The 12472-nt window shown below is 61.1% G+C and carries 16 protein-coding genes; 5 read left to right on the forward strand and 11 right to left on the reverse strand.

All coding sequences use genetic code 11. The annotated features are described in order from the left end of the window. The 6 genes from BANT918_RS16090 to BANT918_RS16115 all read right to left on the reverse strand — a co-directional run. Positions 1 to 393 (reverse strand): transposase (locus BANT918_RS16090; protein WP_145997004.1); only part of this gene is annotated, 393 nt, incomplete at its 3' end. Between the two features lie 27 nt (positions 394 to 420). Next, entirely contained in the window at positions 421 to 846 is a 426-nt protein-coding gene (locus tag BANT918_RS16095) for a hypothetical protein (protein ID WP_101621126.1), read from the reverse strand. After that, entirely contained in the window at positions 843 to 1169 is a 327-nt protein-coding gene (locus BANT918_RS16100; protein ID WP_145997005.1) for a glutaredoxin family protein, read from the reverse strand. Before BANT918_RS16100 ends, BANT918_RS16095 begins: the two co-directional genes overlap by 4 nt. 18 nt (positions 1170 to 1187) lie before the next feature. Beyond that, positions 1188 to 1769, reverse strand: coding sequence for a hypothetical protein (locus tag BANT918_RS16105; RefSeq protein WP_101575035.1), 582 nt, complete (start codon positions 1767 to 1769; stop codon positions 1188 to 1190). A 99-nt stretch (positions 1770 to 1868) separates the two neighbouring features. After that, positions 1869 to 2513 (reverse strand): tyrosine-type recombinase/integrase, encoded by a 645-nt coding sequence (locus BANT918_RS16110; RefSeq protein WP_167389500.1) that lies wholly within the window; start codon positions 2511 to 2513, stop codon positions 1869 to 1871. A 314-nt stretch (positions 2514 to 2827) separates the two neighbouring features. Continuing rightward, positions 2828 to 3049 carry a hypothetical protein gene (locus BANT918_RS16115; RefSeq protein WP_009883624.1) on the reverse strand — a complete coding sequence of 74 codons (222 nt, stop codon included), beginning with the start codon at positions 3047 to 3049 and terminating at the stop codon, positions 2828 to 2830. Between the two features lie 964 nt (positions 3050 to 4013). Here BANT918_RS16115 and BANT918_RS16120 point away from each other — a divergent pair. Next, positions 4014 to 4805 carry an SGNH/GDSL hydrolase family protein gene (locus BANT918_RS16120; protein ID WP_167389501.1) on the forward strand — a complete coding sequence of 264 codons (792 nt, stop codon included), beginning with the start codon at positions 4014 to 4016 and terminating at the stop codon, positions 4803 to 4805. Here BANT918_RS16120 and BANT918_RS16125 read toward each other — a convergent pair. Then, positions 4802 to 5362 (reverse strand): PadR family transcriptional regulator, encoded by a 561-nt coding sequence (locus BANT918_RS16125; RefSeq protein WP_101621128.1) that lies wholly within the window; start codon positions 5360 to 5362, stop codon positions 4802 to 4804. The genes BANT918_RS16120 and BANT918_RS16125 overlap by 4 nt on opposite strands. A 223-nt stretch (positions 5363 to 5585) precedes the next feature. On the opposite strand from BANT918_RS16125, the gene BANT918_RS16130 reads away from it, so the two are divergent. Further along, positions 5586 to 5945 carry a hypothetical protein gene (locus BANT918_RS16130; protein WP_101621129.1) on the forward strand — a complete coding sequence of 120 codons (360 nt, stop codon included), beginning with the start codon at positions 5586 to 5588 and terminating at the stop codon, positions 5943 to 5945. Here BANT918_RS16130 and BANT918_RS16135 read toward each other — a convergent pair. From BANT918_RS16135 to BANT918_RS16150, 4 genes are all read right to left on the reverse strand, one after another. Further along, positions 5942 to 6502, reverse strand: a complete 561-nt coding sequence (locus BANT918_RS16135) for a hypothetical protein (protein ID WP_101621130.1) — start codon at positions 6500 to 6502, stop codon at positions 5942 to 5944. The genes BANT918_RS16130 and BANT918_RS16135 overlap by 4 nt on opposite strands. A 512-nt stretch (positions 6503 to 7014) precedes the next feature. Next, entirely contained in the window at positions 7015 to 7137 is a 123-nt protein-coding gene (locus BANT918_RS17945; protein ID WP_267892113.1) for a hypothetical protein, read from the reverse strand. Between the two features lie 27 nt (positions 7138 to 7164). Continuing rightward, the gene (locus tag BANT918_RS16145) at positions 7165 to 8376 is read right to left on the reverse strand and encodes a serine hydrolase domain-containing protein (RefSeq protein WP_101621132.1); all 1212 of its coding nucleotides are present in this window, start codon (positions 8374 to 8376) and stop codon (positions 7165 to 7167) included. A gap of 57 nt (positions 8377 to 8433) precedes the next feature. Then, positions 8434 to 10218, reverse strand: coding sequence for a biotin carboxylase (locus BANT918_RS16150; RefSeq protein WP_101621133.1), 1785 nt, complete (start codon positions 10216 to 10218; stop codon positions 8434 to 8436). A gap of 280 nt (positions 10219 to 10498) precedes the next feature. On the opposite strand from BANT918_RS16150, the gene BANT918_RS16155 reads away from it, so the two are divergent. From BANT918_RS16155 to BANT918_RS16165, 3 genes are read left to right on the forward strand one after another with little or no spacing between them, the layout of a single operon-like run. Next, entirely contained in the window at positions 10499 to 10948 is a 450-nt protein-coding gene (locus BANT918_RS16155) for an FAS1-like dehydratase domain-containing protein (protein WP_101621134.1), read from the forward strand. Continuing rightward, a complete protein-coding gene (locus BANT918_RS16160) occupies positions 10945 to 11388 on the forward strand; it encodes a MaoC/PaaZ C-terminal domain-containing protein (RefSeq protein ID WP_101621135.1) in 444 nt (147 codons plus the stop codon). Before BANT918_RS16155 ends, BANT918_RS16160 begins: the two co-directional genes overlap by 4 nt. Continuing rightward, the gene (locus BANT918_RS16165) at positions 11385 to 12464 is read left to right on the forward strand and encodes a UDP-N-acetylmuramate dehydrogenase (RefSeq protein WP_101621136.1); all 1080 of its coding nucleotides are present in this window, start codon (positions 11385 to 11387) and stop codon (positions 12462 to 12464) included. The genes BANT918_RS16160 and BANT918_RS16165 overlap by 4 nt, the downstream gene beginning before the upstream one ends. Positions 12465 to 12472: the final 8 nt, after the last annotated feature.

Below are 12472 nucleotides of genomic sequence, written 5' to 3' on the forward strand. Positions count from 1 at the left end.
AAGAGTGACCGTCCTTCCACAGCTCCCAGACTCTTCGGCGTTCTTCTTCGGGTAGGCCTGGTCGTCCAATCTTGGCCATGTTCGCCTCCTGGCTGACGGGGTGTTGCACTCACGGTTTGAGTCTAAGCTGACTTTTCCCAAAAACTCGATCTCCTGTTTGAGTTTCGCGTTCTCGGCCACGACCTTTTGGTGTTCGGCAAACGACACGGATTCCTGTTCGCCGGTGTCGAATTTGTCGGGGTTGGCTTCTCGGTATTTCTTGATCCAGTTGCCCAGAGTCCCGGCCTTCACCCCGACTTTCGCAGCCACTTGAGTGATCGGGAGATCGGAGGCGAGGAAGAGCTCAACGGCCTCGTCTTTGAACTTCCGGGTGTACTTCTTCCTGGTGGTCATGTTTGTGAGTGCTCCTTAAAACCTGTCTCACAAAACCATACGGCCGCAGACGACGATGATGACGATGATCGTGAACACGGCGAGTTTGATTGCGCGGTCGTGGGAGTGGAATGTGTACACGGTGTCTGAGTCGGGGCTGCTGGAGGCGTAGAGGATTGATCGGTCGCCATTGGCGGCGTGTGAGAGCCAGGCATCGCGGAAGAGCATCACCTCGACTTGTTGCCCGGTGTTTAGAGTGCCGGTGGCTTGGCCGCAAGGAACTTCGTCGGTGACGTTCTCGCAGTCGGTGTAGGACACGTCAGAGAGAACAGCAGAGGGGTAGGTGGTCGCGGTTGAGCCGGGCTGGTGGGGCCACAGTGCGATGACGAGGGGAATGAGGGTCACAGCAATGACCACGACAACCGCTGTGGAGAGGCGGGTGCCGTGGTCAAGGCGTGAAATGAGCGTTTTCATGCGCTCAGATCATGGGAATGTGTCGGTGACTGGAGGGTCGGTGATGGTGCTGCAGCGCGTTCGGCTGCAATCGCCTGGGCGATCTTGTCGGGCCTGAGATCGGACCACGAGTCGGTGGGTGTTTCGACATAGGGTGCTGTGGCGTGGCCTGCGGCCTTGATCTCTTTGAGTTTGTCGAGGTTTTCGGGAGCGGAGAGGTCTTTCACGGTCGGTGGGAACCCTGCTCGCTTGAAGAAGTCGATCGTGCTCTTACACTTGCTACATTGCGGGGTTGCCCACACAGTGATGTTTGACATCGGTTCCTCCTCGGTTGGGGTGGTCATGATGGTCACCTCGAGTCGTCATTCTGTTTCGTTGGGGTTCCAGTCGTGGGGGTTTTCGGCCACGACGCGCTCGGTCTTATCGCGTTTCGCTTCCTGTTCGGAACCGTCGATGACGAGGGTGTAGAACTCTTCTTGCCCGTAGTCGTTGTCCTTCCGGATCCCGTAGGAGAGTGTGTTGGCCCACCAGCCGGCCCAGGTCAGTGATTGGGCTGCGGTGATGACCTCTTCGCGGTTGTCGGGGTACTCAGTGTCGTCGCCGAGCAGGGTGGAGAGAACGCTGTAGCGGTCACGTCGTGCGCTTTCGACGAGACCGGATGAGACCATTCGGTCGGTGCCTTCAAGGTCCGGTAGGTCGTGCGCTGTCTCGAAGGCCTCGGTGTCGAGCATGAGCTGGTTGAGGAAGCTCTCGGTGTCGGATTTCCGTTGCTTCTTGAAGCAGTTGGGGCAGATCATCCCTTTCTGGTCTTTGCCTGCTTTCGTGGCGTAGAAGTCTGATCGTGCCGCTTGGGCGCGTCTCGAGGGCGGGACTTTTGAGAGGTCGGTACTGGCGGTGTGGCCGCATTTGTACTTGACGGGGTAGTGGGTGGGAATTTTGCTCATCACGGTTCCTTTGTTGGTGTGGACTTGTGCACGAAGTTCGGGCACACGCGATGACAGTGTTTGTCGCTGGAGACGTGGCGAGGATCGTTACGCCAGTGATTAGGGGATTGCCTCGCGCTTGAGCGCTTGGAGTCTGTCGCGGTGCCCGGGCGGTTCTGGAATGTCGTCAACGAGCTTGCGTAACCGACTGCTGGACGCTTTCGTGTAGATCTGCGTCGTAGCAACGGACGCGTGGCCAAGAAGGTCTCGCAGGCCCATAAGGTCGGGGTTGAGCTCGAGGGCGTCGACGCCGAACTTGTGGCGCAGCGAGTGTGCATTTCTTCCGGGTTGGAAACCAAGAAGATGCCGAACACGTCGACCGATTGAACGGGGCAACATGTGTCCCGAGGGGTTCCGGTCGGAAGGGAAGAAATATCCGGTTGGGAACTGTGGCAACAGTTCCTGCATGAGGGGGTGGAGGGGGACGAGGCGTTGTTTGTTGCCCTTGCCGAGTACGCGGAGTTCCTTGGTGGGAAGCATGACGTCGTCGGAGTGGGCTCGAGAGATTTCTCCGGCTCGCATTCCTTGGAGTTCGCCGAAGAGGATCATCAGTACGTCGATGGGGCGTGTTGCTCGGTCGAGGGCTCGTTGAATGTCATCGGTCGGGCACGGGTTCGGGATTCCGACGCTGTTGCGCATGCTGGGGAGCTTGCGCGCAGGGTTCTTCTTGATCTTGCCGATCGTTTCGGCCCATTCGTAAAACACACTGAGGGTAGAGCGGGCAGACCGTTTCGTGGAGATTGCTGGACCAACGTCTTTGGAAAGCCAAGTGTGGAAATCTTCTAGGGTGAGTCTAAGGACAGAACCATGCTCGGTGGCGTCTTGAGCCCATGTCATGAGCCGTTGGAGATAGTAGCCGCGTAGCTCGACTGTGTGTGGAGAGCGGTAGGTCGATAGGGCGGTCGTGAACGCGTCGTGGAGCGCCTGGTGTGGTTTCGACAGCTGGTGGTCTGACATGGGATCTCACTTTCGAATAGGGGAAGTGAGATTGTTTTTAGCATGTCCTAACTTGTTCGGCTTTACCGAGGCCTGCCGAGGAGTGCTCCGAAGAGGAAGAATCCGGTCGTTCCGCCGATGGCAGCTAGCCAAAGTGAACCCGATGATTCGACCAGGAAAATTTGGAGGAAAGATGCTGCTGCTAATGCGGCACAGGCGAAGAAGGCAAGCCTGACAGCTATGCCGAGGACGCCGACCAGTATGAAGCCTCCGATTACTAGCGCAACGATGACTCCGAAGTCCATGGTGACTTCTCCTTAGACTTGAGGTGCGGTTTGTATCCAGCAGGCTATTGCACGGTGCTGACGCGGAGTTATCCATGGGCAGGTATCGTAACGGAGCCGCGGCTCCAATCGTCATGGTCCGGCATGGGTGCTACTTCTAGGCCGCGTTCACCGAGAATCGCGCGCACTGTCCTGCGGCTGTCTGGCTGGCCGGCAATCCGAACGTCAAATTGTTCGACACGATGCCCGGTATAGCGCCCACCCAAATGAGAGCCAGACCGGTTGATGATCGTGAAACTGAGCTCTGAATAGTCGAACCCTGCACGCGTGAGGATTGCCTTCACGGACCGGATGCTGAGGTGATTCGTTTTCATTGGTCGTCAGCGCCTTCGATCACCAGGTTACGGAGTGCGACAACCCACGATGCGGCAAGTAATTGCCCAGTGCCACTAGATTGCGAAGCGAGTTCACGTCGTAGTCGAAGCATGTCTGCTTGGAATCTGTTAATCGTGAGGTCGGGGGATCGAGTCCCCCTCCCGCTACTCTCTTCTGAAGAACCTCCACCTGCTGGGTGGAGGTTCTTTCTGATTCACCGCTCATGTGCGCGGAGTCGAAGCGACTTCCGCTGCCACGAACTTCCGAAATGAACTGCTGAACGCCCAGTAGATGGCCGTGGATACGGGGCGGCCACGATGATGGCCTCTCGCAGGTGACGCAGAGCCTCCGAGGTTGACCCCTGTATGCAAAGCACTGTTGCCTGAAATGGTGAAGCCTCAGAGTGCCCGACCTCGGTGAGCCCATCGTTTCCTCTGATGGCTGGCTCGTTGGTGATGCTGGACTCAGGGTTGAGGCGGAGCTAGGATGACCTTTACTCAACTTGTTGACTAATGGAGCCTGTGATGAAGGACTTCTTTCCACACCTGCACGAGCCCCACGAGCTTGGTGGGACGACACTGCGCCGCCGGGTCCTGATGCCGGCGACACTGTGAGCAGCGATCCCAGCTCTCCGCTGCGATACGTTGCGATCGGTGACAGCCTCTCCGAGGGCGTAGGCGACGATCCCTGGCCCGATGGCAGCCCGCGCGGCTGGACCGATCGCCTCGCCGCACTTCTTGCAGGGCACTACGGCCAGGACCAGCCGATCCACTACGCGAATCTCGCTGTGCGAGGATACAAGGCGGCCCAGATCGCCGACACGCAACACCAGTCGGCGATTGCAATGCAGCCCGATTTCGTGACTCTGACAGCCGGAATGAATGACATCCTGCGCCCCCGCGTCGATTTCGACGCCTTGAGAGCCATTCTCGTTGGCCTGGTCGAGCCATTCACCTCCGCCGGTGCCCAGGTTGTCGTGGTCCCCATCCCCAACATCGCCGGAGTCTCGCCCGCTGGCCGACTGATCAACAACCGTCGACTGCGTCTCAACGCGATCTACCAGCATCTCGTCGACGACTACGGTGTCATGCCGTTGACCAAGACCACCAACTCGGTCTTCGAGGATCCCCGTGCATGGGACGAAGACCGGCTTCATCTTGCTACGCTGGGCCACGAGCGGCTCGCCTGTGCCGCTGCGGCGAGCTTGGGATTGCCGATCGAAGTCGACTTCCTCGGCGCTCCCCAGGGGGAGGCACCGCTGCGCACAGTTCGCACTGAAGCCACGTGGTGCTGGAGGCACGTCACGCCGTGGATCTACCGTCGTCTGCGGGGCAAGTCTTCTGGGGACGGCCGAGTGGCCAAACGACCTCTCTTGGAGCCGGTCGTCACTGGTGGGCGCTAAGAAGCGCCTGTCCGGTCTTCGAGTGTCGCCAACACGAACTCGCACCAGCGGATGTTCTCCTGTTCGAAGGTGATCCCCCGACTCAAGGTGAGGTAGGGACCGAGGTGATCCGCCTCGGCGAGGTATGCCCGTTCGCTCCGGCCGTCGAGCAGGTGGCTTCGAGTGCGCTCGTAGCGCTTGAGCTTTGTCTCTGACGCCTTGAGCTTGTTCTGCACATTGACTGTGATCGAGGCGGCGTCTGCGAGGTCCATCGACTCGACCTGTACGAGAAGTTCGTCGCGGATCGCGGCCGGTTTGGGTGCACGGATCGTGAAGCCGCGCAACGTCGCACGGCCGTGGTCGGTGAGAGAGAACAGCCGCTTATTCGGTCGTTTCAGCTGCTGGATCATCCGGGCCTCGATGAGGCCGGCCGTCTCCATCTTGTCGAGCTCGCGGTAGAGCTGCTGAGGGGAGGCGGTCCAGAAGTTCGCCACCGTCACGTCGAAGGCCTTCGCCATGTCGTATCCCGAGGACTCGCCATTCGAGAGAGCGGCCAAGATCGCATCCTGAAGTGCCATAGCCGACACCATAGTCCGGCCCCTCGTCTGATCACAAAGTTGATTATTCCGAACGGTCACATGGGGCCGGGTCGAAGCGCTGTTCGCCCCTGCGGGACATGGGCGAAGACGCCTGGCCAGAGGCCCCGAAGCGGGTCACTGCCGAAGAATTCGGACGTGAGCTTCTCAGCCACCAAGACACTGACGGGCAGTGTGCCAAAGGTGCGTTCTTCCCCTCTGCGCGGTGGGAGTACGAGGAGAGGAATACCTGCTGCGTCGTGAACTCTTCCGCCGGCTTTCGACAGGGGAGCCAGTCTGTGATCGCGGATTCAGCCTCGCCCATCCTCGGCGGGCGTATGACCACGTCCTGGCCGCGGTCGACTACTTCCGTGCAGCGGCAGACGCGGACGGAACCCCGCCCGACTCGCGGATGGGCGAAGCGATCGAAGCCATCAGATCTCAGCGTCAGTCCGACGGGACCTGGCTACAGGGACACCGGTCGGACGGTGACGTCTGGTTCCCCTGCGACGTGCCGACCGGTGAACCGTCGAAATGGGTGACCCTCCAGGCCACCCAAGTACTGGAGTGGTGGGACGGATTCTAGAAGTCGACTTCACTCTTGTCGACACCGGGGAACTTGACTTCGTATTTGACCATATTGTCTTTGTGGTCGACGAGTGAGACCGACCCGAAGTAGGTTGTCTCATCATCGGTGACCTGGCAGCTGGTCAGGCCCCACCAGTCCATGACCTTCATATCGTCTCTGCACTCGACCTTCTTGACCTTCATCTTGAACTTGTTCTTGAACAGGTCGTCGATGTCGGCTTCAAGTGATGCCGCCGGGATCTTTCCATCGCCCTCTTTGTTGACCTTGATCCCGTCGTCGCTTGCCCAGGAAGTGGCTTTCGCGGAATCCTTGAAGGGATCCTCCGACGTGGTCTTGCTGGGCTCGGACTTCGCAGTCTCCGTGGGCTCTTCCGTTTGGGCAGCCTCGCCCTGCATACCGCCCGCGTCACCGGCATCTTCGCTCTGGGCGGTCTCGTCAGACTCCTTCTCGTCCTTCTGATCGCCGCCGCAGCCGCTGAGTGTCAGGGCTAATGCGACTCCGGCCGCGGCGATGACAGCTCCTGACCGCGAGACTGACTTCTGGATCGGTTTCATCGTGGTGCTCCTCATTGGAATTCATGCATGCTGGGGATGAACTATCTGACATCACGGGCGTTGTTCGTTCAGTGACGATTCTGCCATCACATCACCGACTGCGAAGGATCTCGCTGTTCAGATCTGGAGACATATGTGTCCATCCAGGCACATGACACCGCACGGTCATCACCGTCGAACTCTGAGGGCGGAGTCGGTGACGCCGACGATCAGTCCCAGGCCGCCGAGGCGGATGCAGCACAGGTGTTCTCACCGATCCAGTGCACACTGGTGGGGAGCGAACCACCTCCGGCACCTGAGCCGAACCAGCAGCACGCCTCGTCGGTCTCAGTTCCTCTCGTTGCAGGTGTAGGAAAAGAGACTTGCGGGGTGCAGTGCGTTATTGCCGGTTGTGCGTGAAGCTAACGGGAGAACTTGGCACTAACGGGAGAACTTGGCACTGATAGGAGAACTTGGCACTGACGGGGAAGCTGGGCAATGGCCTGCCGCCAGTCGATCACTGCCGACGGCGTTCAGGTGCGGACGAACACGACGATGCGGTCGACGAATAGCGCAGTAGTGGTCATCGTGTCGCTGCCGGTCTCTGGATCTCCCCGTTTCGCACGGTGCGCATCGACACCTGACTCATGGGGCATCCGGACGATTCACGGGCACCAGCGCAGTCAGTCGACTACTGGTGCGCTGACCGCTTTCGCCAGGGCGTCGAAGGCCCGGATGGTCGGGAACAGTTTGGCAGCATCCTGCGGCAGACCCCAGCTGGAGAGTTTGACGCCGACGAAGTTGGCCCCCGGATTCATGTAGATCATCTGCCCGTGGATGCCCAGCGCGAGGAAGGCATGCGAATCCGGGAACGGGAACCAGAACTGGTTGCGATACATTCCGCCAGGCATCCGATTGTCATCTGGGCCGTCGGCGAAGGCCTGCCTGGTGTCGACGTCGCCGGTGAGGGTATCGCCGATCCACGAGGTCGGTGCCACCTGTTCACCGGTGAGGGAGACTCCGCGGTTCGCATACAGGTAGCCGAAGCGGGCGAGATCGCGCAGAGTGGTGTTGATGCCACCGTCGAACATGCCCACGCCGTACTGGTCGGTGGCGATGAGCGCATCGCGTTCGGCCCCGATCCGCGACCACAGCACCCGCGACATGAGAGTCTGCATGCTCTCGCCTGCGATCTTCTCGCACACCCAGCCCAGCACATCGGTCTCACACGAGCGGTATTCGTAGACCCCACCATGCTCGGACTTCGCCTCAAGCGTGGTCAGGAACTCATACATTCCCTTCGGACGACTCTCCGGCGTCGACTCCGACCAGCCGATCGATTCCTCGATCTGCCTGACCTCTGACTTCGGATCGAGGTAGTTCTCCGAGAATTTGATTCCCGAGCGCATGTCGAGGATGTGGCGCACCGTGGCCCCGGCATATCCGGAGGAGGCGAGCTCCGGGACGTAGTCGGTGATCAGACGGTTCGGATCGAGATCCCCGGCGCCGACGAGCACCCCGGCCACAGTGCCGACGAGCGATTTGCTCACCGACATCAGCAGGTGTTCGGTGTCCGGACGCATCGTGGAGAAGTACTCCTCGGTGACCACCGTGCCGTTGTGCATGACCATCCACGCATCCGTGTCGCTGTCCTCGATGACGCTGCGCACACTGCGTGCCGCGGAGAACTCGGTCTTCGGAACCTCGACACTGCCCAGATCCTGCAGGTCCACGGGCAGCTGGGCCACAGGTCCGGTCCCGCGCGAGATCGGCGTCGTAGGCAGCACCTGATCGACGTGCTGGAAAGACCAGCGGACATTGTCGGCATCCTGCCAGTTGTCCTTGTCGATGACAGGGGCGGCGGGCACAGTCGGGTCCGGCGACGTCTCAGTCACACTCCACCTCTTCGCAGTCGTTTCGTGCAGTCCGTGATGAGATTACCACCACGGCTGTCAATCGCCCTTCGCTCCCGGGCCGCCCAGCGCCGGTGAGGGGTCCTCTGCGGCGACGGGCACACCGGCGTACATCGCACGGATCGAATCGATGAAGTGCTTGGCTCGGATGCTCAGGGCGCTCGGGCCCCCGGCCTTGGTCTGCAGCGGGTTCTTGGTCACGAGCACACCGAGGTCGGCGCCCTTCCACCGGTATTCGCCTGCCCCGAAGATGCGCAGGAAGAACACCTCGTTCCCGTTCTGCAGAGGATGCCAGTCAAGAGCGGCGCGTTTGTAGGTCAGAGTCCCGTACTGATCGAGGTAATACTGACCGGTCAGCGGTGAGTGCGTGATGTACTCGGTGATGTCAGCGGTCTCTTTGATGACCATCTGGCTCCACTCATCAGCACCGGAGAGTTCTTCCCACCGCTCATTGATCTCATCGACGTCGAGATCGAACTCGACGTCGAGGTACTCGAGCAGGTGGAACAGGAACAGCGGTACGTCTGCATAGGCGCCGGCGGTGACGTTGGTGATCGCCGAGGCTCCGGAGATGCGCGGGTTGAGTTCGCCCAGGTACACGTCATCTGAGTCCAGGTCGACGAGCACATCGACCTCGAAGAAGCCGCGGTAGCCGCGCTTGCGCAGTCCCTCGCCCATGCGTCGCACCAGCTCTCTGGCACGGGTGCGCTGGTCTGCCGTGAGCACGTCGGGGGTCATCTCGTTGCCGCACCAGCCACCCTTGTACGGAGTGAGCTCGGCGAAGCCTGCCAGTTCGGTGAGGAACGGGCCCACGACGACTCCGCTGCTGGTGATCACGGCTTCCACAGCCACGGGCGTGTTGTTGATGCGCTTCATGATCTTCAACTGCTCGCCGATGATGTCGTGCTTGTGCCGGTTGAAGTCCTCCTCGGCGGCGATGAAGAACGTCGTTTTTCCCGAATCACCGTAGGGGGTCTGGACGACGAGGTCGGTGCCCAGGTTCTCCTTCTTCGCTTCAGCGTTCAGCTGTGCATACGTGTCGGCCGTGGTGAGCACATTGGGCACGGAGAAGGCGCCGGCCTCATTGCCGAGCTTCGTCGTCTCGATCTTCGAATCGAGCTGGTTGCGCAGCGTCGCCGAGGGCAGGATGAGGTCATAGCCGAGTTCACGGCAGATGCGCTCGGTTTCCTCGTCGAAGAAGACCATGGCCACTTTGGGCCTCTCGCCGTGGGGCACATTTGTCGTCATATGAGCCCGCACTTCGGCGTTGAGCAGGAGCCAGTTGTTGATCGCCTCACCGCTGTCGAACTCGACGAACGGCTTGTAGCGCGGGGAGAAGACGCGGGGGTGCCCGCCATCCCAGCCGTCGTAGTATGTGATGTAGGAGAAGTTCCGAACCCACCGGTCAAGGCCGAGCAAGTTGAATGGGGTCGCGCCGATGAAATAGATCGGCGTGATGTTGGTGCGGAAGAAGTGGCGGACCTCGGAGATGTTGCGCAGGGGCCGTCGGATCTGGACCCGTTCGGCTTCTTCGCCCGCATAGGCGGCATCGGTGCCCACATGGACGTCGACATCTGCCGGATCCGGTGCCGGGGCGGGGGCTGGTGCGGGTGACGGCGCTGCCGGGGGAGGACCTGCGACGGCGTCGGGGATGTGAGCCTCGGCCGAGTTCACAGGTCGACCGGTGCTGGGAACCGCGACCGCGTCCTTGACCACACGCCTGTTCGCGACTGCTCCCTTGCCGGGCGTGCTGGTCTGCGTGCTAGACCCATCCGTGTTCCCAGCCGTTTTCGACGGGGTTGAGTCTGCAGGATTGTTCGTCATCGCACTACTCCTTGTGAAGACTTGTGGCGTTGCTGCTCGCAGTCACCTGAGCCGTCCGGCCTCGCCATCGACGGCGATGATTCGAACGCCGAACGTCAAACGTGATGTGGACAACATATACCAGTTTTCGGGGGCTGAGGACGATGGTGCATCAATTGGGTGAACCCGATGCGAATTCGCGGTCAAATCCGTGGCCGGACGAACCGGGAAGGTGAATTCCCCTCGCATGGTGAGAGGCCGCTAGGCTGGGATCACGACGACTTTTCGAAAGAGAGCCACTATGCCGGTGAATACCGATAAGCAGGGCACCAGCTATTCCCTGCCACGCCCCTATGAGGTGTCGCGTGAGGCGGTCGCGGAATTCGCGCTGGCCACCAATGCGAAGGCCGATTACCATTTCGAGACCGAGGCGGCGACTGCCCTGGGCTATCTCGACGTCGTGGCACCGACCACCTTCTCAGTGATCATCGCGCAGAAGTCCGAAGCGGCCTACATCAGTGATCCCGAGTCCGGCATCGACTTCTCCAAGGTCGTTCACGGTTCGGAGCAGTTCAGCATCACCCGGCCCATCGTTGCTGGTGACAGCCTGGACGCCACGACTCACGTCGACGGCGTGCGCGCGTCGGGCAGCAACGCCATGATCACCACCCGCACGGAGATCACCGACGCCGCCGAACAGCCGGTCGTCACCGTGACCTCGACCATCGTCGTGAGAGGAGACGGAGAATGAGCGTTACCGACTTCTCCCAACTGACCATCGGAGACACCGTCGTCGAAGCCGAGATCCCCCTGTCAAGGGCATCGCTCGTCGACTATGCGGGTGCCTCAGGCGACCACAACCCGATTCATTGGTCCGAACGCTTCGCCACCGAGGTGGGCCTTGAGGGAGTCATCGCCCACGGCATGCTCTCGATGGCTGTGGTCATCGCCCCCATCGTCGAGTGGATCGGCGATCCGGGCGCGATCGTTGACTACCGGACACGGTTCTCTGCGCCGGTACTCGTCCCCGACGCCGCATCCGGCTCACCGGCCGCACCCACCGCCACCCTGTCGATGACCGCAGTGGTCGGGGCCGTCGACGGTGCTGTGGGCACTGCCCGCATCGACGTCACAGTGAAGTCCGGAGACCAGGATGTGCTCAGCCGCACCCAGATCCGAGTCTCACGGTGACGAAGGACCTGGCAGACTTCACGACGTTCCACCTCGGCGGTCCGGCGGCTGATCTGAATATTGCGGAGACCAGGGACGAGCTCATCGAGTTCTCTCGTGCGCATCCGCTGAGTCTGTCGGCTCGTCCCGCTGACGATGTCCTCTTCATCGGCGGCGGGTCGAACCTGCTCGTCTCCGACACCGGCGTCGATGCCGAGGTGTGCGTGGTCGCCACCAAGGGGGTGGCGATGAACGATACATCGGAGACCGAGACACGCGTCACCGCCGAGGCGGGGGAGAACTGGGACGAATTCGTCGCCTTCACCCTCGGCTGTGGTCTCTCGGGTCTCGAAGCTCTGTCCGGGATCCCCGGCTCCGTCGGAGCGACCCCGATCCAGAACGTGGGTGCCTACGGGACGGAGGTTGGTGAACTCATCACCTCGGTCGAGGTCTTCGATCGCCTCGCCGGTCAGGTCCGCCACCTCAGCGCCGTCGAACTCGAATTCGGCTACCGCACCTCGGCGCTCAAGCGGTCGCAGCAGAAGACGGGCACAGCCCAGTACCTGGTGCTGTCGGTGACCTTCGACCTGCACCGCAGCCCAGACTCCCTGCCGGTGCGCTATGCACAGCTCGCCTCGGTGCTGGACGTCGAGATCGGGGAGTCGGTGCCGTCCACACTGGTGCGCACCAGTGTGATCTCCCTGCGCAGATCCAAGGGCATGGTCGTGGACCCAGGCGACTTCGACACATGGTCAGCGGGTTCGTTCTTCACGAACCCGATCGTCGACGACCCTGCCAAGCTGCCCGCCGAGGCCCCCCGCTACCCGGTCACCGACCCGTTGAGCGGGTCAACGATCGAAGGGCAGACGAAGACTTCAGCTGCCTGGCTGATCGAACACTCGGGATTCTCCAAAGGCTTCAGCGTCGGGGCGGGTCGGGCAAGCCTGTCGACCAAGCACACCTTGGCACTGACGAATCGCGGCCAGGCGGCGACGGACGACGTGCTCGAACTCGCCCGCGCCGTGGTTGACGGGGTGAATGAGAGGTTCGGCATCGTCCTCGAGGCTGAACCCACGTTCATCGCCTGCTCGCTGTAGAGTCCGTT

The sequence above is a fragment of the Brevibacterium antiquum CNRZ 918 genome, assembly GCF_900169145.1.
Lineage (GTDB): Bacteria > Actinomycetota > Actinomycetes > Actinomycetales > Brevibacteriaceae > Brevibacterium > Brevibacterium koreense.

What these genes read in the sequence shown, in the direction of transcription:
- BANT918_RS16150 (WP_101621133.1), bottom strand. Translation starts at nt 10,218, where the DNA reads ATGACGAACAATCCTGCAGACTCAACCCCGTCGAAAACGGCTGGGAAC.
- BANT918_RS16155 (WP_101621134.1), top strand. Translation starts at nt 10,499, where the DNA reads ATGCCGGTGAATACCGATAAGCAGGGCACCAGCTATTCCCTGCCACGC.
- BANT918_RS16105 (WP_101575035.1), bottom strand. Translation starts at nt 1,769, where the DNA reads ATGAGCAAAATTCCCACCCACTACCCCGTCAAGTACAAATGCGGCCAC.
- BANT918_RS16115 (WP_009883624.1), bottom strand. Translation starts at nt 3,049, where the DNA reads ATGGACTTCGGAGTCATCGTTGCGCTAGTAATCGGAGGCTTCATACTG.
- BANT918_RS16160 (WP_101621135.1), top strand. Translation starts at nt 10,945, where the DNA reads ATGAGCGTTACCGACTTCTCCCAACTGACCATCGGAGACACCGTCGTC.
- BANT918_RS16095 (WP_101621126.1), bottom strand. Translation starts at nt 846, where the DNA reads ATGAAAACGCTCATTTCACGCCTTGACCACGGCACCCGCCTCTCCACA.
- BANT918_RS16100 (WP_145997005.1), bottom strand. Translation starts at nt 1,169, where the DNA reads ATGACCACCCCAACCGAGGAGGAACCGATGTCAAACATCACTGTGTGG.
- BANT918_RS16125 (WP_101621128.1), bottom strand. Translation starts at nt 5,362, where the DNA reads ATGGCACTTCAGGATGCGATCTTGGCCGCTCTCTCGAATGGCGAGTCC.
- BANT918_RS17945 (WP_267892113.1), bottom strand. Translation starts at nt 7,137, where the DNA reads ATGCCCCATGAGTCAGGTGTCGATGCGCACCGTGCGAAACGGGGAGAT.
- BANT918_RS16135 (WP_101621130.1), bottom strand. Translation starts at nt 6,502, where the DNA reads ATGAAACCGATCCAGAAGTCAGTCTCGCGGTCAGGAGCTGTCATCGCC.